The organism is Neobacillus sp. plas4 (genome assembly GCF_057221695.1).
Genome location: NZ_CM170152.1, coordinates 2,424,518 through 2,445,636, shown reverse-complemented (window position 1 = coordinate 2,445,636; position 21,119 = coordinate 2,424,518). Strand labels below are relative to the sequence as shown.

Annotated in this window: 20 protein-coding genes; 6 read left to right on the top strand and 14 right to left on the bottom strand. The window is 37.6% G+C overall.

What is annotated here, in order from left to right; translation table 11 throughout:
- Positions 1-24 precede the first annotated feature (24 nt).
- Positions 25-1,026 carry a phosphotriesterase family protein gene (locus tag AC2TFD_RS12190; RefSeq protein ID WP_484675737.1) on the bottom strand — a complete coding sequence of 334 codons (1,002 nt, stop codon included), beginning with the start codon at positions 1,024-1,026 and terminating at the stop codon, positions 25-27.
- A 21-nt stretch (positions 1,027-1,047) separates the two neighbouring features.
- Positions 1,048-2,076, bottom strand: a complete 1,029-nt coding sequence (locus AC2TFD_RS12185) for a phosphotriesterase family protein (protein ID WP_484675736.1) — start codon at positions 2,074-2,076, stop codon at positions 1,048-1,050.
- 581 nt (positions 2,077-2,657) lie between these two features.
- Between AC2TFD_RS12185 and AC2TFD_RS12180 the strand changes: the two genes are divergently transcribed.
- Positions 2,658-3,431 carry an IclR family transcriptional regulator gene (locus AC2TFD_RS12180; protein WP_484675735.1) on the top strand — a complete coding sequence of 258 codons (774 nt, stop codon included), beginning with the start codon at positions 2,658-2,660 and terminating at the stop codon, positions 3,429-3,431.
- Positions 3,432-3,532: 101 nt separating this feature from the next.
- Here the strand turns inward: AC2TFD_RS12180 and gyrB are convergent, their stop codons facing one another.
- Complete coding sequence (gene gyrB, locus AC2TFD_RS12175; RefSeq protein WP_484676302.1) at positions 3,533-5,446, bottom strand: DNA topoisomerase (ATP-hydrolyzing) subunit B; 1,914 nt, start codon at positions 5,444-5,446, stop codon at positions 3,533-3,535.
- Between the two features lie 35 nt (positions 5,447-5,481).
- Positions 5,482-5,982 (bottom strand): CarD family transcriptional regulator, encoded by a 501-nt coding sequence (locus AC2TFD_RS12170; protein ID WP_484675734.1) that lies wholly within the window; start codon positions 5,980-5,982, stop codon positions 5,482-5,484.
- 116 nt (positions 5,983-6,098) lie between these two features.
- Between AC2TFD_RS12170 and AC2TFD_RS12165 the strand changes: the two genes are divergently transcribed.
- Positions 6,099-6,551 (top strand): MarR family transcriptional regulator, encoded by a 453-nt coding sequence (locus AC2TFD_RS12165; protein WP_484675733.1) that lies wholly within the window; start codon positions 6,099-6,101, stop codon positions 6,549-6,551.
- 103 nt (positions 6,552-6,654) lie between these two features.
- Here AC2TFD_RS12165 and AC2TFD_RS12160 read toward each other — a convergent pair whose 3' ends face one another.
- Positions 6,655-7,344: an N-acetylmuramoyl-L-alanine amidase gene (locus tag AC2TFD_RS12160; RefSeq protein WP_484675732.1), complete on the bottom strand. Its 690-nt coding sequence runs from the start codon at positions 7,342-7,344 to the stop codon at positions 6,655-6,657.
- Between the two features lie 316 nt (positions 7,345-7,660).
- On the opposite strand from AC2TFD_RS12160, the gene AC2TFD_RS12155 reads away from it, so the two are divergent.
- Positions 7,661-7,978, top strand: a complete 318-nt coding sequence (locus AC2TFD_RS12155) for a hypothetical protein (protein WP_484675731.1) — start codon at positions 7,661-7,663, stop codon at positions 7,976-7,978.
- Between the two features lie 76 nt (positions 7,979-8,054).
- On the opposite strand, the gene AC2TFD_RS12150 is transcribed toward AC2TFD_RS12155, so the two are convergent.
- A complete protein-coding gene (locus AC2TFD_RS12150) occupies positions 8,055-8,456 on the bottom strand; it encodes a cupredoxin domain-containing protein (RefSeq protein WP_484675730.1) in 402 nt (133 codons plus the stop codon).
- A gap of 196 nt (positions 8,457-8,652) precedes the next feature.
- Positions 8,653-10,392: an aminodeoxychorismate synthase component I gene (gene pabB / locus AC2TFD_RS12145; protein WP_484675729.1), complete on the bottom strand. Its 1,740-nt coding sequence runs from the start codon at positions 10,390-10,392 to the stop codon at positions 8,653-8,655.
- Between the two features lie 181 nt (positions 10,393-10,573).
- On the opposite strand from pabB, the gene AC2TFD_RS12140 reads away from it, so the two are divergent.
- Both AC2TFD_RS12140 and AC2TFD_RS12135 read left to right on the top strand, forming a co-directional pair.
- Positions 10,574-10,666, top strand: a complete 93-nt coding sequence (locus AC2TFD_RS12140) for a YjcZ family sporulation protein (RefSeq protein ID WP_484675728.1) — start codon at positions 10,574-10,576, stop codon at positions 10,664-10,666.
- A 152-nt stretch (positions 10,667-10,818) separates the two neighbouring features.
- Entirely contained in the window at positions 10,819-11,055 is a 237-nt protein-coding gene (locus tag AC2TFD_RS12135) for an ABC transporter (RefSeq protein WP_484675727.1), read from the top strand.
- Positions 11,056-11,539: 484 nt separating this feature from the next.
- Here AC2TFD_RS12135 and AC2TFD_RS12130 read toward each other — a convergent pair whose 3' ends face one another.
- From AC2TFD_RS12130 to AC2TFD_RS12105, 6 genes are all read right to left on the bottom strand, one after another.
- Positions 11,540-12,133: an NADPH-dependent FMN reductase gene (locus AC2TFD_RS12130; RefSeq protein WP_335567701.1), complete on the bottom strand. Its 594-nt coding sequence runs from the start codon at positions 12,131-12,133 to the stop codon at positions 11,540-11,542.
- A 227-nt stretch (positions 12,134-12,360) separates the two neighbouring features.
- Positions 12,361-13,389, bottom strand: coding sequence for a threonine aldolase family protein (locus AC2TFD_RS12125; RefSeq protein WP_484675726.1), 1,029 nt, complete (start codon positions 13,387-13,389; stop codon positions 12,361-12,363).
- A 634-nt stretch (positions 13,390-14,023) separates the two neighbouring features.
- Entirely contained in the window at positions 14,024-14,695 is a 672-nt protein-coding gene (locus AC2TFD_RS12120; protein WP_484676301.1) for an LbetaH domain-containing protein, read from the bottom strand.
- Between the two features lie 162 nt (positions 14,696-14,857).
- Complete coding sequence (locus AC2TFD_RS12115) at positions 14,858-15,352, bottom strand: hypothetical protein (protein WP_484675725.1); 495 nt, start codon at positions 15,350-15,352, stop codon at positions 14,858-14,860.
- 116 nt (positions 15,353-15,468) lie between these two features.
- Positions 15,469-17,070 carry a glucose PTS transporter subunit IIA gene (locus AC2TFD_RS12110; RefSeq protein WP_484675724.1) on the bottom strand — a complete coding sequence of 534 codons (1,602 nt, stop codon included), beginning with the start codon at positions 17,068-17,070 and terminating at the stop codon, positions 15,469-15,471.
- A 214-nt stretch (positions 17,071-17,284) separates the two neighbouring features.
- Complete coding sequence (locus AC2TFD_RS12105; protein ID WP_335567706.1) at positions 17,285-18,286, bottom strand: LLM class flavin-dependent oxidoreductase; 1,002 nt, start codon at positions 18,284-18,286, stop codon at positions 17,285-17,287.
- Between the two features lie 461 nt (positions 18,287-18,747).
- Between AC2TFD_RS12105 and AC2TFD_RS12100 the strand changes: the two genes are divergently transcribed.
- On the top strand, positions 18,748-19,359 hold the full coding sequence (locus AC2TFD_RS12100) for a cell wall hydrolase (RefSeq protein WP_484675723.1): 612 nt from the start codon (positions 18,748-18,750) through the stop codon (positions 19,357-19,359).
- A gap of 85 nt (positions 19,360-19,444) precedes the next feature.
- On the opposite strand, the gene AC2TFD_RS12095 is transcribed toward AC2TFD_RS12100, so the two are convergent.
- The gene (locus tag AC2TFD_RS12095; RefSeq protein WP_484675722.1) at positions 19,445-20,944 is read right to left on the bottom strand and encodes a malate:quinone oxidoreductase; all 1,500 of its coding nucleotides are present in this window, start codon (positions 20,942-20,944) and stop codon (positions 19,445-19,447) included.
- Between the last annotated feature and the right edge of the window lie 175 nt (positions 20,945-21,119).

Below are 21,119 nucleotides of genomic sequence, written 5' to 3'. Positions count from 1 at the left end.
TGATACCGCATCCGTTTTTATCTATTAACGAGATTCTTGCACGGTTTCTCTTTTTGCAGGCTTGATATCTTGAGGTTCCTGCATAATTAGGAATTTAGTAGGGTTGTGTACTAATAGTTGTTCAAATACTTCTTCACCCACACCAGCCTTACGCAAATCCGGTAAGAATTCTTCAAACAGGTAGTTTACTGAGTGTCCTTTTAATCCTGGCCATCCAAGAGCACAGCAGTTGGCATCTGCTGAAATAAGGGCTCGGTTGACATAACCTTTTTCAAGGAAACGAAGGAAATGTTCTACACGATCTTGTCTAGGACGAGACCAATATGGCGCACCTACCATCTCACTGTCGTAACCGATGGTATCAAAGCCAACCCAGCCGCCTTGATCTGCAATCAGGTTATCACGGTTTTCATCGAGATAGCCGCCATCATCCGCATGACCCATAAGTACGCGGTCAAGTGGTAGACCCTCTTCATTAAAAATGGCGATAGCAGTTTCAGCGTCCACACATAAATGTGTAATAATTGGAACCCCTGTTTTTAATGCCGCACGTGCAGCTGCACGATAAATTCGTTTATCAAGTTCACTTAATTTCCCGCCACGGCTGACACCTACTTTGATTGCGCCCGCTTTTGCGCCAGTCCCGTCAATTCCAACAGTAATTTCATGGATAAATAAATCCATCAAATATTCCACTGATTTCTCGCGGAAATATGGAAGTGCTGAGTCTCCAGCTACAAAACCTGTAACCGCAATAATATGGACGCCTGTTCTACGTGAAAGTACTTGGAAATACTCAACGTCGCGTCCGTTTCCAATCCCTGTACAATCAACGAAAGTTTTTCCGCCGTGTTCGCGGAAGCGGCGTAACTTTTCAATTGTCACTTCAAATGCTTCTTCGGGTTTCTTCCACCATTGTGTGTCTAAGTCACATCCAGGAAGACCAAATCCAATATGTTCATGGACTGCAATAATCCCTAAATCTTCTACAGGAACTGGACCTAAAACCGTATTTACCTTAGCCATCTATTTATTCACTCCTAACATTTAGTTTTTTACGGATTCTTTTTCCGCCAATACTGTAGTTCCAACGGTTAGTACACGTTGTGGGTTGACTTCTAAAAGAACAGTAACCTGTTCTTCCGTTACGCCTGATCTCTTTAACATAGGAACGAAAGTGTTCAGTAAGTAATCATAGCCGATCTCTCTTGCTTCATGGCCTTTCGCAACACCAACTGCATTTGTAGAAATAAGTATACGATCACCGAGACCTTCTTTAAAAAGTTCGACAATTAATTGAACACGTTGTTCATCATTTACATAGCCTTCGTGTGTTTTCCAGCCAACATGGTCCAATGCAACCATAGCTCCACGGCGGGCAACAGCGAATGCTTCGCCGCGTTCAACTGCCTCGAGGCGGTCAAGACCACCGATAATAACACGGTTTGGCTCAATGCCTTCCCCTAATAAAATTTCTAAATCATTGATAGCGTCTTGGCCGTATTGTACTGAAACAGGAACTCCGGTAGTGAGAGCTGCTTGTGCCGAACCGCGGAAAAGATTTGTTTCTTTTTCTGTAATCCCACTTTGACTAGCAATGGATGTCACTAATCCAGCTAGGCCTGAACGTTCAATTCTAGGTACAACGATTCCATCTGTCACCTCTTTCGCGAACAAATCAGCAAATTGTTCTGCGGACCAAGGTGTAGGTGGATTCTTTTGTGGTGTAACAAAGTAACCGCTTAACATTGGCTCAGGACCTAAGCCAGTGGACGCTATGATATGTACACCTGTTGATTTTGATAATGTTTCGTACAGCTTAACATCACGACCATGAAACATACCGGTTCGGTCTACAATGGTCTTTCCTCCGAGTCTACGGAAATCAGTTAGCTTCTTTTTTAAAACATCAAAGATTTCGCTCTTATCCATTTGAATCTCAGGCGCATATTCTGCTCCTGGGTATACGGAAAGAAGGGATTCATGAACCAGCACAACACCTAAATCTTGAGCAGGCACTAAACCAAGAACAGTACGTACAACGCATGAACTCTTTCCTTGTAAATTATCTAGCATAATTAAAACCTCCTATCATTTTATTGACATCACCTTTTTAGAACGAAGGCAATGATGAGTTGTAAAACGATTCTTTGAACAGACCAATACTTTGATATGGGTGTGATCTGATCATTCAAACAGACCGGTTGGTTTAGCGAGCAAAAAATATTTCACTTAAACAGACCGGTTGGTTCGTAAAAGTGAGAAGTTTAACTGTCTTACCTTTACTAGAATACGCGTTTAGTTGTAATCGCTTTCTTTCCAGGTAAATCAGTGATGAAAAATCTAAGTTGTTAAAAACATATTATAATATTGTTATACCAAAGTCAAAACATTTTTTTCAACTTTTCTAAATTAAGTGAATATTATATTACTATTTTAATATCACTCTAATACACTCCTGAGTTACGGGTAATTCCGATAAAATTTCCCCACTTAATTTAACATATAAAACTTTGTTCTCTATGTTTATAATAAATTTAATTTCACTAAATCGTCAATATTATTAATAAAAAATATTTTCTGAATACAACGAACAATATTGGACAGTATTAATTGGATTACTACTATGCTAATATTTAGATAACAGGAGGTTCGATATGGAAGCCGTAAAAAAAGGAACAACAATCCAATCCTTACAAATTGGGATGGGAATATTAGATATTATTGCGAAACAAGGACGACCTTTAAAGTTTACTGATATCCAAGACCTAACACAGATAACAAAAAGTAATCTTTATAAATATTTAAATACCTTTACACAATTAGGAATCCTGTATCGCAGCAAGGATACTGGAGAATATATACTGGGAAGTAAGATGATTGAATATGGTATGGCTGCTGTAGATCAAGAAAATGTTATTGACCGAATTTTACCTTCTCTGTATGAAATTAATGAGAAAAGTTCAAGTACTGTTGTATTTTCTATTTGGACCCATAATGGTCCTATCATTGTGAAAGATATTAACACCAATCGTGGGTTTAATATTGGTGCTCAAATAGGAACGATTCTTCCTATTACTTCTGCTTCAGGAAAAGTGTTTATGGCCTTTATGGACGAGCAAATTATTTCTGATTGGAAGGCGAATGAATTCAAACAAATCTCTTCAGAAATGGTTAGCCACCTAGAAGAGGAACGCATAATCGTACAGGAAAAGGGAATTGCGTTTGCAAAAGAGCCGCTGGTTTCTTCTGTTTCCTCTGTCTCCTTCCCTGTCTTAAACTACCAGAAAAAACTACTTGGCTCTGTAACAGTAGTGGGTTTTACTGAGAAAATCCCTACAAATGAAAATCATGAACTAAGTCATTATTTGATTCAGGTCGGCAGTGAAATTTCTGCCTGTTTCGGATATACTGCAGAGGAGAGAGAATAAATAACTTTAAAACTATTTTTACAATAATAATAAAAGGGCATCTGCTTAATACTAGCAGATGCCCTTCTCTTGTGCTTTTTCTCTATCGTAATTGAATACAATTAAACATCCAGATTTCTAACATAGATTGCATTTTCCTCAATAAAATGTCGACGTGGTTCCACCTTATCCCCCATCAACATTTCAAATGTTTCGTCTGCGTCGATCGCATCCTGCAGGCTGACTTGCAGCAGCGTTCTTGTTTCAGGATTCATGGTTGTATCCCATAATTGCTCTGGATTCATTTCACCCAGCCCTTTATAACGCTGCAGGCTTGGCTTTGGCGAACTCGGCAATGCTGCAAGTTTTTCCTCTAGTTCGTGAGAATTGTATGCATAATCAATTTTTTTACCTTGTTGAATTTTATATAGTGGCGGCTGCGCAATATAGACATAGCCGTACTCAATGATTTTTCTCAAAAATCTGTAGAAAAAAGTAAGCATCAATGTTCGAATATGAGCTCCGTCTACGTCTGCATCCGTCATTATCACTACTTTATGGTATCGAGCTTTTTCAATATCAAACTCGTCTCCAATACCTGTGCCAAGTGCTTTAATCATTGTGCCGATTTCTGCGTTGTGAAGAATTCGGTGTAAACTAGCCTTTTCAACGTTAAGGATCTTCCCTCTCAATGGGAGAATCGCTTGAAAATGGCGGTCACGACCTTGTTTTGCCGACCCGCCTGCTGAGTTTCCCTCAACGATGTACAATTCGCTAATAGACGCGTCTTTCGATGAACAGTCCGCTAGTTTACCAGGAAGATTAGAAATTTCTAAGGCACTTTTTCTTCTCGTCAATTCCCGTGCTTTTTTTGCTGCGAGACGTGCTTTTGTTGCCAATAAGATTTTATCAACTACTTTTTTTGCTATACCTGGATTTTCATACAAAAACATTTCAAGTTTTTCAGAAAAAACCGACTCTACAATTCCTCTTACTTCCGAATTTCCAAGCTTCGTTTTGGTTTGTCCCTCAAATTGTGGATCTGGATGTTTGATCGATATAACCGCAACCATACCTTCCCTGACATCTTCACCGGAAAAATGAGGATCATTTTCTTTTATAAGTCCATTTTTCTTTGTGTATTCATTAATGATTCGGGTTAAAGCGGTTTTAAATCCAATTTCATGTGTACCGCCTTCATAGGTATGAATATTATTTGCGAAAGAAAATAGTAAACTATCAAATCCTTGATTATATTGAAGACCAATCTCTACTAAAATTCCACCTTTTTGGCCTTCCATATAGATGGGTTCCTCATGAATGGTTTCTTTTGTACGGTTTAAATGTTCAACATAAGATTTAATTCCGCCTTCATAACTATACTCCTGACTTCGTCCATCACCACGCTTATCTTCAATGGAAATGGTTAAACCTTTATTTAGGAATGCAAGCTCTCTTAACCGGTTTGAGAGAGTGTCAAAGTCGTATTCAAGCGTTTCAGTAAAAATTTCACTATCGGGAATAAAATGTATTATAGTCCCAGTTTGATCGCTTTCACCAATTATTTTCAGGTCTTCTTGTGGAACACCTTGCTTGTATTGTTGATGATAAATGCTGCCATCTCGGTGGACATATACCTCTAAAAGGGATGAAAGAGCATTTACGACGGAAGCACCTACACCATGTAAACCTCCAGAGACCTTATAGCCCCCTCCGCCAAACTTACCTCCGGCATGAAGGACAGTCAAAATAACTTCTACAGCGGGTCTTCCCATTTTCTCATGGTTACCAACCGGAATCCCCCGGCCATTATCGGTAACGGTGATACTATTATCTTCTTCTATGGCAACGGTTATTTTATCGCAATAACCTGCTAGAGCCTCATCGATACTATTATCGACAATTTCCCATACTAGATGGTGAAGTCCTCTTGCAGCTGTTGATCCAATATACATACCAGGTCTTTTCCGAACAGCTTCGAGCCCCTCTAATACTTGTATTTGACTTTCATCATATGTTGGCTGTTTTGTTTCTATAAGTACCAATTCTTTGAGCACCTCTTTTTCAATACTTATTGTTTCACTTGTATATATCTAGTAGTTGTTTCAAATATTGCTTCAAAAGAAGTATTCAAGGAGATGGCTAATTCTTTAAACAATATGTTTTGAATGGAGTTTAAAAGTCTGCGATCTGGATCGCCAATCTTTTTACCATTCCGATCGGCTTCAAATTTTTTACGCATTAATGTATTAACGATTCTTGAAATCTCTTTGCGGTTCCCAGTCTTTACAATTTCCGTATATTCTTTGGTTCGGTCGTGACCTTTTTCAATCCACCGAAACCCTTTTTCTTTGAAGGAATCGAGAATTTTTAAGGCGTCATCGCGATTAATCATTCCAAGTATGACTACTTTGTCATTATCAACGGGGTTATGAATGGTAAGGTTTTTATCCTCAACTGGTTGAATAACATAATAGTTTTTGATAATTCCGTTATATGTTTGTTCGCAGATGTCAATAATTCTACATATACCGAGTGATGAATAAATAATCAGATCTCCAATATTAAACATTTTTGATTCTCCCATTCTACCGATTGTCAACCTAGTTGACTAAATATATTTTACTCCATTCTCTCAAAACCGTCAACCAAGTTGACATTAATACGTGTTTTTTGTATAGTAATTGCATGAAATCGATTGGAGTGAAAGAATTGAAGCCTGATTTACAACACCTTGATTTAATTGACTTATTAAGTGAGCGCCATCTTCTGCTCCGCAAGATTGCTGAGGAATTGTGGAACAATAATAGTGATATTCATATTTCTAATTCTGAATGGTTTATTATGGCGAGAATATATAAAAAACAAACCACCATTTCATATGTAACAAAAAATGTGGACATATCCCGGCAAGCCGTTCATAAATTCATAAAAAATCTTGAAACAAAAGGCTTAATTGAGGTTATGAACTTAAAAAATAACAATAAAGAGAAAGGCATTCGATTAACAATATTAGGAGAAGAATGCTATGAAAAAAACGAGGCATTTAAGGCCACGATCGAGAAAAAGATTGCCGAAAAAATAGGGGATAAGCAAGTATCATACTTGAAAGAAATACTAAAAGCTGATTGGGAATTATAGTCAGATCGGTAGTTGAATGAGCTTCTATATCAAAATAACAAAAATCCCCTGTTGCGTTTAAACAAGGGATTTTTCATTTTTAAACCTACTATTTTTCTAAATATTAATACCTAATTATTGCCGGATACCCTTTAGCCTTCAGCTCTTCTACCAGGTCTTTTGCATGATTAATATCGGAAAATGCACCTACCTGCACACTATAGAGAGTATCGGTGGAAACTATTATTCCCGGTTTCCTTTTCAGTTGAAATTGTGTAACCAATCCATCGACTACTGCTTTGGCCGCTTTTTTCTGGTACTCGGCTGTTCTCATTTTCATTGCTTCGTCTTTATTGGTCATAAAAGCAAATTCAATCAAAATTGCTGTCATTTTCGTTTCTCTTATCATCTGGAAATCGGCCGCTTTCACTCCACGATTCCTAAACCCTAATTGGGTCACCAAATTGGTTTGTATTTTTTCAGCGAGTGCCAAAGCCTCTTTTGGCTTGGAAGTATATATGTAGGTCTCCGTCCCGCAAGCTTGATTCCAACCAGATCCGTAAGCGTTAAGATGGTAGTCAATATGGACATTGGCTCCCCAGCTATTTATTAAATCGCAGCGTTTGTTCAAAACTATATCCGTTTTTCCAGTATGATCGTCAATCCGTTTTTGAGTAACTTCTTCATAATTTTCTAGCTCCCTCATCACCAGCTTCACAATCTCATTTGTAACCTGCCATTCTTTCCATCCATCTGGCGACTGCTTCCCTGTCGTGACGAGGGCATGTCCTGCAGCATGTGTAATTTTTAACATCTTTTTATCCTCCTTTTCGTAAAAAAGAACCTTAATCGCTTTCCGGACACTTCCAGCCTTTGTATTGGTTCACTTTTTTCACCCTATATATATATATAAATATACAAATAGGACAGGGACAGAAATAAACTAAATATTAAAAAGGTATGCTGAACTACGCGTTGACCATTTTTCATTTCCAAAATTTTTTAATACCTGTTATTTTTATCACACCTTGCCCCCTTTTGGAATTGTAAAATAATAGTGACTTTACAAAAACGAGAAAGGAGCAGCTGTACGTTTTACAATCAGCACAAACGATAAGGAGGGCTTCTAGGTGTTAAAAATACTTATTTTTGTTTTAATCTTGATTACTTTAGTTTTGTTGAGCATTTTTATTGATGGACTTTTCGCGTTACATAAGCAAGAGCAGGAAGTTAAGAAGAATCTGGTTAGAGAAGGAATGGAAGGTTATCTTGACAAAACATTTGGATTTGGAAATGTTACAATCTTCAAATCTATGCTTGATGCCGAAGGAACTACCAGATATTTGGTTTATTTGCCGAGATATGCATGGTTTAAATCGCCGAAATATGAATGGTTTGAAGTATATGCTACACAAAGCGGATTTAAGCATGAGGCTATTACAAGATAATTTTAATGTAAAAAGAACACCTTCTCCGTTTAGAGGTGTTCTTCTTCATACGGCTTCCTTCGTTTTTCTTTGTACACTAATCCACAATTTTAAGTGAGATTTTCATTGATTCATGATCATCTGTCGCACCGCAAACTTTAGAACAGATTAGTTCGTATTCACCTGTTTTTTCAGCTGTAAATTCTGCAGGTTTGTCAGCACCAATTTCAATTCCTAGACCCTCGCTGCTTATTGTGTGCATTCCCTCTTTGTTAACTAAATTAATCTTTACGTTCGTTCCTTTTTTAATTGTTAATTCTTTATCGGAAATAAAATCCCAGTTTGTAGCTGTGATCGTATATTCTTCTACACCGGATGCAGCTCCCTCTCCAGTTGATTCCTCTTGTTTTGGAGCAGTTGTTTCTTCCTTTGCACCACCGCAAGCAGCTAAACCAAATGTTAATGCACCAGCTAATAAAAGTAATCCATATTTTTTCATCCCTATATTCTCCTTTTTTCCTATTTAATTCATAAACCAGAGATTTTTTTCTGTTTTACTACCCTTATTTTAGGACTCCGTTACGTATATTTCCTTGATTTAAATCAAGGAAATATTGGAAATATTGTTTATTGGACATAAAGAAAAGCAATTGCCTATTAAGCAATTGCTTTTCTTCTTGTAGCATCCATTTATTTCAGAAATGAACTTCCTTCCACTTTCGTACACTATTGATAAACCATATTTTTTCGGCTTTTTTTAAGTCAGAGTGTGTAAGTGTTTTTTCGTTAATTTTTCCTGATTTTAGTAATCTTTCTCGAAATGTACCAGCAAGTAAACCGCTCGAAACTGGCGGTGTCCATAATCTACCGTTAATTTCCAAGACAACGTTGCCATTTGTGAATTCAGTTAACTCACCTTCCTGATTCCAAAGCAGAATATCAAAAGCTTCTTCAGGTTTTTGCTTTTGATATTTGGAGTAAATTTCTCGATGGGTCGTTTTATGATATAAAAAGGGGTTATTCTTATCCACAGGTTCAATTGCAAGGCTAACCTTTATACCAGCTTCTAGCTGAGTGATCCGCTGTGCTTCAACAGTCCATTCACCACTTTTCTCCAATAGAAGCCTAACCTTAATCAGCCCTGTGATATAATTCCTTGAAAAATCAATCAGCTTTTTCTTTAGGTTTTCTTCATTGAAATTAAAACCAAAATATTGAGCTGAATTCTCCAAACGCTTCAAATGTTCTTCAAGTAGAAAATAATGCCCATCCTCTAATAAAATGCTTTCTAATAGCTGAAATTCAGGCGGTGCCTCCTTCAGCACTTTTGCTTTGGAGAGGATTTCGTCATATTCTCCTTCCGGCGTAGAGTCCCAAGTAATTCCACCGCCTACACCATAAACAGCCTCTCCCGTACGATAATCCATTACCACTGTGCGAATAGGTACATTAAAAATCGCTTCTTTATCAGGAGTAATGTATCCAATCGCTCCACAATAAACCTCGCGAGGTTCGTTTTCTAATTCTGCAATAATGTTCATGGTGCTAATCTTGGGTGCACCAGTAATTGACCCGCACGGGAAAAGAGCTTTAAAAATATCAACAAGATGAGTTGTTTCAGAAACCTTAGCTGAAATGGTAGATGTCATTTGATGAACAGTTGGGTACCGTTCAATTTCAAAAATTTTTTCCACATTAACAGTACCTGATTCTGCAATCATTCCGAGGTCATTTCGAAGCAAATCAACAATCATTAGATTTTCTGCACGATTTTTCTCAGAATGATAAAGCCAAGTTGCGTTTGCGGTATCCTCAGCATGTGATGCACCTCTTTTTATTGTCCCTTTCATTGGCCTTGTTGTTATTTTTCCATTTCTCAGGTGGAAGAATAACTCGGGAGAAGCAGATAAAATACTATGTTCCCCTGTATGAAGATAGGCACAATAATTCGAAGCTTGAGCTTTTTTCAGCATATTAAAAAAAGCTATATCATCGCCATCAAAATCAGAACGGAGGCGGATCGTATAGTTCGTTTGGTAGGTATCCCCCCTCTCAATACACTGTTTGATATATGTAATGGCTTGACCATACATATCTCCCGCAGTAGAAGGTTTCCATTCTGAAAGATTAAATTCCTCCGTACTTCCGATATGATCATGTACAGGCTCAGTAAAAATCCCAAACCATAGTAATGGCATAGAACTCCCGCTTTTGACCTTATAGGCCGAATCAAACGCTGGAGCGCTTTCGTATGATAAATACCCTGCCGCATAATATCCTTGTTCCACCGCCTCTTGAACAAGCTGAAAACAAGGCAATACATCCTCCACTTTATGTGCGGAAATTACCTTAATAGGACTTTTAAAAGTAAATGGTTTTATGCAGCCATTCGCATCTGCAAATTCAAATGATAAAAGTGGTTCATTATGTTCCATATTGTTTGTGTTCATCCTTAAAGTTTCTTTATTTTTTTCGACGTATAGATACCTCCTTTAGTTTATTTATCCTTTGTATATTCGTCAACTTTTTGTGTAAACATTATCTTTCAATAAAAAGTATCAATACCTAGGCGAATATCATAAGATGTATTCTTCCAAGAAAAAGGAGGTACTTATGGTGAGTAATGAACATGAATTTGTATTAGGTTTTGAGTTAATTGTCGTTTTGTTTATCCTATTGATTATCATTGCTGCGTATTGTTGGAATTAACGCATATGTAAAAAACGGAGTGTTTCCATAAAGGAAATGGCTCCTTTTTTTTTAGTGCCTGATTCTAGCCTAAATTGTTCGGTATTATAAACAACCTCTTGAATAGCTACATAATATGTTATTGAACAACCATTGACAGGGGGTGAATTTCTATGAGTAATGGTTTTTCTTCCTGCAGCATTTGGGGAGTATTCCTTGGATTCTTAACTGGAGTAATATGGTTGCTGCTAGCAGTATTGGGAATTATCTCTACCTTTTTTGGATTACTTGGCCTAGGAGCCCTTGGAAATATTTTAAACATCCTTATTGCATTAATTGGCTTCCTTGCTTATCTCGTCTTTGGATTTTGTCTATTCAAGAAAGTATGGCGCTGCTGCATTAAGAAGTAATTAAATTTCCACTCACTAGGAGACCTATTCGATAATGATGAATAGGTCCCTTTATCTATGATAGTAATGTTTTAAATTGACAATAAATTTACAATCCCTCAACTCTTGCTTAATATCGCTATTTTATACTAATTTTATTAAGGTAAAGGAGTGGATTGTATGCGCGAGTTTTTGTTTAGAATCGTCATCCTGATTCCAATCTGTACTTTTATGTAAGAAAATTCTTTCAGCCATCCTAGATTATTCCTTCTATTACATACTTCCAATTACATTTTTAAATCACTCATCTAGGGAACATTCCATTCCATTATCTATATAAATAGCCACCTTCCGGATTTGCAGTAGTCCCAATTTGGTCACCCATTTATGGAGATCATTTATATGCACAGTATTCAGCCCTTCAGTTGGTTTCTTAAACAGAGAAAAAGCACTCATTATAAGTGCTTTACTCTTTCATGTTAATCTTTTTCCTTCATTTCTCTTTTTATCTAATTGTTTTTAATGCCTTGCCCCATTGTACAACTTCACCAAGCATAGCATTAACATTGTCAAGGTGTAAGTCCGCAGGTTTAAATTCACTCATATTTTCAAAGTCTGTGAATAATGAAAGGGTTGGGTGTGTGCGAACATCTGCCATTTTTAATTCTGCACAAATTCCGCGTAGATGTTCAGCAGCACGAGCACCACCTGTTGATCCATAACTTACGATTCCTGCTGATTTGTTATACCAATTTTCACGAGCAAAGTCTAATGCATTTTTTAACGCTCCAGTAATGCTGTGATTGTATTCTTGAACAATAAAAACAAATCCATCAAGATTGGCTAATTTTTCGTTCCAAGGTCCACCTTCTGAACCGTCAGTTGTCCCTAAAAATGGTAAATTGTAATCAGCAATATCAACGATTTCGTAATTGGCATCACCACGTTTGTCAGCAATCCCTTTTACCCATTCCCCTACTTGTGGACTAACACGTCCCTGACGTGTACTTCCTAAGATAATTCCAATGTTTAACTTTTCATTTGTCATGGCTTTTTCCTCCTTCGTTTGTTTCCCAAATAGTTTCTCTAGAAAGCCCATATATTACACCTCCATTACATTTATTATGCTGGTATTTTTTCAATTACATTCATACCTAATCCGATTATTCACAGATTCAAAAGTAACATATAAAACAAATTATACTGTGTCTTTAGAACCGAAATAGTTTTGCCTCAATACTTGCTGCTATTGAAAGTCAGTTGCAAAAAAAGACTCCAAAACTTACTTACCATTTCGGCGAATTTTGGAGTACATTCATAAAGACTTTATGTAAGTAAGCTTCTCAGTTCCTCAATAAAACTTACTACCTCTTCCTCTTTTGTTGCCCAAGAGGTTACTAGTCGGATGCCAGATGTATCAGAATCGACCTTTTCCCATATATGGAAGGAAAACTTATTTTGCAAGACCGTAATTACCGAATTCGGTAAAATCGGGAAAACTTGGTTGGTTGGGGAATGCGTTAATAATTCTATATTTGAAATTTTTAATTCCTCCCTAAGCATTCCCGCCGTCTTATTCGCATGAATGGCCAAATCAAAGAACAAATCATCTCGAAAAAGTTCAAGAAATTGTATACCCATTAATCTTCCCTTGGCTAGGAGCGCTCCTTTTTGCTTGATATGGTAACGGAAATCCTCCTTTAGGGATTTTGTTGAGATCACTAATGCTTCACCCAACAATGCTCCGTTTTTGGTTCCGCCAATATAGAAAGCATCCAAGAGTGCTGGAAGGTCACTCAGCTGCAGATCATTTTCTTCTGAACACAACGCCGAACCAAGTCTAGCTCCATCCATATATAAAATAAGTTGGTTTTTCTGGCAGAAATCATGCAGTGACTGAAGCTCTTGCTTTGAATAAATCGATCCTATTTCTGTAGAATTTGATATGTATACGAGTTTTGGTTTCACCATATGCTCATCGGGATGACCATCAAGGACTTCTTGGATGTCAGTAGGAGAAAGTTTTCCATCTCTGCCTTCCACCGATAGGATTTTGTGTCCGGTTGCTTCAATAGCTCCTGTCTCATGCCCAAGGATATGTCCGGAACTCACTGCGATTGCCGCTTCATGCGGTCGTAAAAAGGCTGAAATCGCAATAAGATTGGTTTGAGTTCCACCTGAAATAAAATGAATATCTACATCAGGTCGTCCAAGTTTATCTTTAATAAATTCTTTTGCTTTTTGCGAATACCGATCTTCTCCGTAACCTTCGTCCTGCTCTAGATTGGTTTCAATTAAAGCATTCAATATACGAGGATGCGCTCCTTCACTATAATCGTTTTTAAAACTGTACATTGAATTTTCCCCCATCATAAATTTTTACTATATTTTTTTATCCTACCATAACTTATACAGATTCTACACTCTTGAAACGATGGCAAAAACAAAAAACACCGTTCTTGAAAAACGGTGTTTGAATTTATTGTAGATTCAAAGTTACTTTGAAAACCTCAGTTATGCTATATACCCTTTACCTGCCGAATTAATGTGAGCTTTTTGCATTAGTAATTTCATCTTCTGTTTTTTGGTTAATCTTCTCCAGAACTTTACTTTGAAATACATATAAAGCCCTCCTAATGGTAACCCCTAACGGAGTCCCTCCTAATGATCTATCTAAACATTTTTCACTCTTTCATTCTACATGTTTTTAGGTTTTTTATTTTATTATTAGTGGTTGTATTACCATATTACCAAACATATTCTTTATAGAGTAATCAAAAATTCCGACCGATTCTTACTAAATTTTACAAAATATACTTAAAACTTATTGGTGAAATAAAAATAGCAAAACAAAAAACTAAAATCCGCTCATTTAATGTCGAAATGTTTTTAAATATTTTGAATATATATGTCAATGTTGTGAACAAAATAATCCAAATTTCTTCCGTTTTGATGACAAAAAAGTGCCTGATTTCAATAAGGAATACAGTTAACACGCTAGCCCGCAAGAACATCTATTTTTCCCGAAAAATAATGAATAGGCTGAAGGAAATTCTCGATTTACTCTTTGGACCTCCCTTGCAAACTCCTCTTCTGTTTCAGGGACAGTAGCTAATACATTTGCTTTACCCTGGGTATCAATATTTGCACCTGGAGGTACAAAACTACGCGGTTTAAGTTCCACTCCATTTGTCACGACTGCACCGGAAGAAATAAAGCTCCCTTCTCCTATGACTGCATTATACACAATCGAATTAAACCCAATAAATACGTCATCCTCCACTCGACATGGACCATGTACTAATGAACCATGGGCACAAGAAACCCGGTTTCCAATATAAATTGAGAACTTTTTATTGTTCTTTTCAACATATTTATTTTTCAAACCATGAAGAATGACACCATCCTGAAGATTACTATTACTTCCAATATAAAAAGGAGTTCCTTCATCTGCACGAATACTTACGAATGGGGCGACATAGGTATTTTTTTCAATGGTGACATCTCCTGCAACAAACGTAAACGGACTTAAGAAAGCTCTTTGATGAATTTTAGGATAATGAAGATTGGGATTTACAGATGTTTGAGGGTTATAGCCAACATAATAACTATAAATATTATAGGGTCCATATTGATTCCTTTGGTAATTCCACAAGGTCACCTCTCCTTTCATTCCAATCATCGATCATACTACGTATACGCAGAGAATTTATTTTCATCACCAAATCTTAATAAAATATGTATCGGTGCCTGTCACCATCCGTGGACACTGTCCACCTCAGGCGGACAGTAGAGCGAAGCAGAAAATGAGCCAGTGTTTTTGTTAGCACTCTGGCTCGTTTTCGTTTGTTTTTGGTTTGTTTGGTTTAGGGGTGTCTGTTTTGAAGATGTTTTTTGATAGTGCATTTAGTTTATTGAGGAAGCGGTTGAATCCAAATCCAACGAAGAAGGCAAAGCTTATTTGTGCATAAGGGGTATCTTTAAAGTCAACAAATTCAATGAGTAAGATTCCGCTTTGAATTAGGATAACAGCCATTATCGCGGTACCTGTAGCGAATATTGGATAGAAAATATACATAATCCATTCCCTATAGTCCTGTAATTCGTCTTTCATATAGTGGGAACAAAACATATATAGGTGCCGCAGTGATCCGCCAATTGCTCCAGCGAAAAAGTAATAAAAATGGGCCTTAATATCGGTAATAAAGGGGTAAGTGTCTTCTAGAGCACCGGTTATTAATATACCTACTGCGATAAAACTTCCGAAAAACATGATGCAGAGATAAAACAGGATACCTGCTTTTAACCATTTACTCAAATCCATCACCACTTTCTGATACTGTATCATATGTGGTTTTGGACCAAGGCGTGCAGGAGAGACTTTGATTCATAGGTCAATGAAAAACGGTGAGAGGTCCTGTCTCACCGTTACTTTTATACAATTAGCTTTATTAATTCATCTTTTGCTTGGATTTTTCCATCTTTGACAAGCTCTATATCTACATATTGATTGCTATTGGTGATAACCACGGGGGTTTTTATATCATAGCCGGCAGCCTTTACGTTTTCTAAGTCAAATTGAATTAACAAGTCTCCCCTCTTAACGGAATCCCATTGTTTTACATGTGAATGAAAAAATTGACCTTTCAAATTTATGGTATCCACGCCAACATAAATTAAGATTTCTGCGCCGGCTTCTGATGTAATTCCAATCGCATGCCCCGTTGGAAATAAAGTAGTAACGATTCCGTCAACTGGTGAAACCACTTCACCCTTTGTTGGTTCAACGGCAATCCCTTTTCCTACCGTTTCAGTTGAAAAAAGCGGATCAGCAATTTTGCTTAAGGGAATGATTTCTCCGCTTAATGGACTTAGAATGGTTTCTCTTTTCACTTCTCCTAATCCAAATTCTTTTACTGTTTTTGAAGGGATAGCATTATTTTTTCCTTCATATCCAAATATTAGTGTGAGAACCATAGCTACTACCAACGCTGTCAAAACACCAATTAGATAAAGTCCTATCGGTGAAAAAACAGGAATAGATAAGAAACTTGGGAGAGCAAATGCAGTCGCTTTTATTCCAAACGTCCCATTAATCGCTCCGCCAATTGCCCCTGCTAATGCCACAATGACCATCGTTCGTTTATACCGCACAAGGACACCATAGGTGATAAGTTCTGTCGTCCCTGCTAATGCGCCAGGAACAATTCCTGATCCAGTAACCGTTTTTAAATCGGTATTCTTCGTTTTAAAAAATACCCCGATTCCCATTCCTATTTGAGCGAATGGCGCTGCAGCTGCCATAGCAATAATAGGGTCACCACCGTTGGCAAGATTTGCAATGGCTAAAGGAATGACTGCCCAATGTAGACCTAATATCGTTAGGAAGGTCCATCCTGCACCAAGCACAGCCCCAGTTAAAAGTCCGCTTTTTGAACTTAAAAACTCGATAACCATTCCGATGGCTTCACCTACATAAGTTCCAAAGGGTCCAAATATCAGTATAGTTAAAGGCACAATGACAACTAATGAAATTAGTGGATTAATAAACATTTGTAATTCTTTATATATCACTTTTTTCAAAAATTTATCTAACAAGGAATAAATGGACACAGCAATTAATATTGGAAAAACCGTTGATGAATAGCTTGCTACAATCACAGGAATTCCCAAGAAAGTCACATCCTGTGCTTTTGAGGCAACTAAATCCATATAATGCGGCTCTAACAGTGCTGCACCGATAGCACCACCTACATAGCCATTTGCTCCTAGTTTTATCGCTAAAGTAATCCCGAGAAAAATGGGGAAGAAGTAAAAAATTGCATGTCCAGCAGCAGATAGAATGGCATAGGTTCCGCTCTCAGGAGATAACCATCCCAATGTGGTTAAAATCGATAATAAAGCTGAAATTAATCCGGAGCCCGCAAGCACTCCTAATATAGGTGCGAAACTTCCACTGATTGCTCCTAGAATTTTATTGATAATCGTTTCTTTTTTTTCTGCAGAAGCTTCTATTGATGTAGTATTCGAATTCATTGTTGTTCCCCTCTATGATGTTTTCCATTCCTATAGGTAACAAATTACCTAGGGTCCTAGCTTTTGATTTTCGTTTTATTATTACTTTTTCCAATATAAATCATGCAACAACTAAGGTTCATTGTGAACGAATTGGAAGCCGCTACAATAATTAAGATGGTTCAAAATAAAAAATGACGTGTGCCATTTTTGCACTCATCATTTCTTATTCTAATTACTTCTCATCCACTACTTCTTTAAACAACTCGTATGACCGTTTTTGTTTGTCAGCATCATAGATATAAGACACTGCCATAATTTCATCTACAGCATATTGATCTTGGAAGCTTGTCAGCTGCTGACGGATTGTTTCTTTGCTTCCCAACAATGTCACACTCGACATCGACTTAGCCATTTCTTCTTCCATTGGGTTCCAAATGCCATCCATACTTTCAACAGGAGGCTGCAAGGGATTACGTGAACCACGGACAACATTTAAGAAAAACTGCTGCATGGTGGTTTGTTGGTATCTTGCCTCTTCATCGGTTTCCGCTGCAATTACATTTAAACACACCATCATATATGGTTTGTCTAAATATTGGGACGGCTTAAATCTTTCCCGATAAATCGAAATCGCTTGTCCCATGAATTTTGGTGCAAAATGGGAGGCAAATACATACGGCAGACCTAAGCTAGCCGCTAAATAAGCCGAGTCGGTTGATGAGCCTAAGATATAAAGAGGTACCTCTGTTTCCACACCCGGATAGGCCCTAACATATCCTTGGTGCTCTTCCGGACCAAAATAGGTTAGTAATGCTTGAACATCCTCAGGAAAAGTATATACTGAATCATTCTTTGAACGTCTTAACGCGCTTGCTGTCATCATATCTGTTCCTGGCGCACGCCCAAGCCCGAGTTCTACACGATTGGGATAAATAGTCGCCATGGTTCCAAATTGTTCTGCCACGACTAAAGGAGAATGGTTGGGCAGCATAATCCCTCCAGAGCCAACTTTAATGGTTTTGGTGTGCTCTAAGGCGTGTTTGATTAAAATGGCAGTCGCAGAGCTGACAAGAGTTGGCGTATTATGGTGTTCAGCGATCCAATAGCGCTGATATCCCAATTCTTCCGTTGCTTGTGCAAGGTCTACCATTGCCTCAATGGCTTGTTTCGAATTTTGCCCTTGTCTGATTGGGGCTAAATTTAAGACTGATACAGGTATATTAATGTTTCCCATTTTATATCAAGTCCTTTCTTAATTAAGGTATATTCCTATAGTAACAGTCAGAAAACAAGAAACAAACTTAAATGCTTCTCTAAATTGATCAAGCAACCCTTTTATTCTTCCCGTAATTTTTACTGACCTAAATTACGGGCACAATAAACCTCTGATTCTTCCCCTAATTTTGTCTGGCTCAAGTTACAGGCACAATAAACCTCTGATTCTCCCCTTAATTTTATCTGCCTCGATTTACGGGCACAATCACTCCATTATTCTTCCCTAAAATAGAAAACCGGTTACAATCTAACCATTTCTCCAATCCGCTCAATAAGTCTCTACCAATTTGGAAGTACCTTCCATATTACTAGAGACTCCTAATTGTCTTTTCTATGTAATTGAACTGTAATACTAAACTATTTTTTCTTTTCATAGTAATAGATTTAAATACAATAAACCAACTTGGAGGACTAGAATCAATGAAAAAACTAATTACCCTATTAACTTTGGCAGTTTTACTTTTATTTGCTTCCCCTGCTTTTGCTTATACCGTTAAGCAAGGGAACACGATTTCAAATATCGAAAGAGACCGTAGCTTATCACCACAGGAGTTAGGTGACGAAAATCCAAAGGTATCAAATCTGAATCTCATTTACATAGGTCAAAACTTCAGCACTCCTAAATCTATTAGGACAAATGAACCAAGGATAGAAGAAACTGTAAATCTGAGCCTTTCAGACTCTGAAATTGATTTGCTGGCAAGATTAGTGAGAGCAGAGGCACAAACGGAAACTTTAGAAGGGAAAATTGCCGTTGCTTGTGTAGTTCTTAATAGAGTCGAAAGTCCACAATTCCCTGACTCCATTAAAGAAGTCATTTATGCTCCTGGTCAGTTTCAGCCGGTCCAAAATGGTGAAATCAATAAGCCGGCTGACGAGGAATCCATTCAAGCTGTTAAATCTGCCCTTACTGATCATAGGAAATTGGCACGAGGCTCATTATTTTTCTACAATCCAGCGATTGCAACCAGCCGCTGGCTCGATACAAGGGCCACAACTCTTGTGATTGGGCAGCATGTATTTAAAAAGTAAAATAGGACTCACTTCCGCAAATATCCAGAACAAAAAAGAACCTTCAATCTAATGATAGATTAAAGGTTCTTGTGTTTATCAAGAATTAATTATAGACCAGTTCCTTTTTACTTAAACCAAGCGTTTGAGCTGTCGAAGAATGAATTTTCTCCAGTAGTACTGGGTTTTTCATAAGTGATTGGCCATATGAAGGGATCATTTCTTTGATTTTTGCTTCCCACTCACTCAACTGTTCAGGGAAGCACTTTTTAATCACTTCAAGCATAACGTGAACCGCAGTCGAAGCACCTGGTGATGCACCCAACAATGCTGCAATCGTGCCGTCTGCGTCTGTAATAACCTCGGTACCAAACTGAAGTGTTCCTTTGCCAGCCTCCGTATCTTTGATCACTTGTACACGTTGTCCTGCGATTACAAAATCCCATTCCTCGCTTTTAGCGTTCGGAATAAACTCACGTAACTCTTCCATTCTTTGTTCTTTGGTTAACATCACTTGTTGGATGAGGTACTTTGTTAATGGCAGCTCTTTTGCTCCGGCCGCTAACATCGTTAAAACATTATCCGGTTTTACGGAAGTTACCAAGTCGAACATAGAACCTGTTTTTAAGAACTTTGGTGAGAAGCCAGCAAAAGGACCAAATAACAATGATTTTTTGTTTTCAATAAATCTTGTATCAAGATGCGGTACAGACATTGGCGGTGCTCCCACCTTAGCCTTTCCGTATACCTTAGCATGATGCTGTTCGACAACTTCAGGATTGTTACACACCATAAATATTCCACTAACCGGGAATCCTCCGATATGCTTTCCTTCAGGAATACCCGATTTTTGAAGTAAATGCAGGCTGCCTCCACCGCCGCCGATAAAAACAAATTTCGCTGCATGCCGTGTGACTGTACCGCTGAATAGGTTCCGCACTTTCAATTCCCATAAGCCGTCACTCGTACGTTTAATATCATTTACCATATGGTTGTATTTAATATTGACATCTTTACTCTCTAAATGATTAAACAATGTGCGTGTTAAAGCTCCAAAATTGACATCTGTTCCAGAATCAATTTTTGTTGCAGCAATCGGTTCGATCATGTTACGGCCTTCCATGATAAGCGGAATCCATTCTATTAGTTTTTCAGGATCATCGGAAAATTCCATCCCTTTGAATAAAGGATTGTTTGATAGTGCTTTAAAGCGATTCTTTAAAAAAGTTACATTTTGTTCCCCTTGTACAAAACTCATGTGAGGAAGTGGTCTAATAAAATCTTGTGGATTATCGATCAATTTGTTATTTACTAGATACGACCAGAACTGCATGGACACCTGAAACTGTTCATTAATTTTGATCGCTTTACTAATATCAACTGATCCATCAGGCTTTTGAACCGTGTAGTTAAGCTCGCACAGTGCAGCATGACCCGTTCCCGCATTATTCCATTCGTTAGAGCTTTCCTCTCCTGCGCTTTCAAGCTTCTCAAATACTTTAATATCCCATTCAGGTACTAATTCCTTTAAGAGTGTTCCTAATGTGGCACTCATGATACCTGCCCCGATTAAAATAACATCTGTTTTAATTACCCCGTTGCTCATATTTATCAACCTTTTCCCCTAAAATTTGTAGTCAAGATGTGCCCCAATCCAATCCTGACATTTTCAACCATTCTGTCTGAATAACCAAATATAGTGTATTTAAATATATTTTAGATTAGTATAAATACTATTATCTGATAATTATAAGTTATTTAAAATCTGATAACAAGTGTGA

What these genes read in the sequence shown, in the direction of transcription:
- AC2TFD_RS12190 (WP_484675737.1), bottom strand. Translation starts at nt 1,026, where the DNA reads ATGGCTAAGGTAAATACGGTTTTAGGTCCAGTTCCTGTAGAAGATTTA.
- AC2TFD_RS12185 (WP_484675736.1), bottom strand. Translation starts at nt 2,076, where the DNA reads ATGCTAGATAATTTACAAGGAAAGAGTTCATGCGTTGTACGTACTGTT.
- AC2TFD_RS12180 (WP_484675735.1), top strand. Translation starts at nt 2,658, where the DNA reads ATGGAAGCCGTAAAAAAAGGAACAACAATCCAATCCTTACAAATTGGG.
- AC2TFD_RS12170 (WP_484675734.1), bottom strand. Translation starts at nt 5,982, where the DNA reads ATGTTTAATATTGGAGATCTGATTATTTATTCATCACTCGGTATATGT.
- AC2TFD_RS12165 (WP_484675733.1), top strand. Translation starts at nt 6,099, where the DNA reads ATGAAATCGATTGGAGTGAAAGAATTGAAGCCTGATTTACAACACCTT.
- AC2TFD_RS12160 (WP_484675732.1), bottom strand. Translation starts at nt 7,344, where the DNA reads ATGTTAAAAATTACACATGCTGCAGGACATGCCCTCGTCACGACAGGG.
- AC2TFD_RS12150 (WP_484675730.1), bottom strand. Translation starts at nt 8,456, where the DNA reads ATGAAAAAATATGGATTACTTTTATTAGCTGGTGCATTAACATTTGGT.
- pabB (WP_484675729.1), bottom strand. Translation starts at nt 10,392, where the DNA reads ATGGAACATAATGAACCACTTTTATCATTTGAATTTGCAGATGCGAAT.
- AC2TFD_RS12135 (WP_484675727.1), top strand. Translation starts at nt 10,819, where the DNA reads ATGAGTAATGGTTTTTCTTCCTGCAGCATTTGGGGAGTATTCCTTGGA.
- AC2TFD_RS12130 (WP_335567701.1), bottom strand. Translation starts at nt 12,133, where the DNA reads ATGGGCTTTCTAGAGAAACTATTTGGGAAACAAACGAAGGAGGAAAAA.
- AC2TFD_RS12125 (WP_484675726.1), bottom strand. Translation starts at nt 13,389, where the DNA reads ATGTACAGTTTTAAAAACGATTATAGTGAAGGAGCGCATCCTCGTATA.
- AC2TFD_RS12110 (WP_484675724.1), bottom strand. Translation starts at nt 17,070, where the DNA reads ATGAATTCGAATACTACATCAATAGAAGCTTCTGCAGAAAAAAAAGAA.
- AC2TFD_RS12105 (WP_335567706.1), bottom strand. Translation starts at nt 18,286, where the DNA reads ATGGGAAACATTAATATACCTGTATCAGTCTTAAATTTAGCCCCAATC.
- AC2TFD_RS12100 (WP_484675723.1), top strand. Translation starts at nt 18,748, where the DNA reads ATGAAAAAACTAATTACCCTATTAACTTTGGCAGTTTTACTTTTATTT.
- AC2TFD_RS12095 (WP_484675722.1), bottom strand. Translation starts at nt 20,944, where the DNA reads ATGAGCAACGGGGTAATTAAAACAGATGTTATTTTAATCGGGGCAGGT.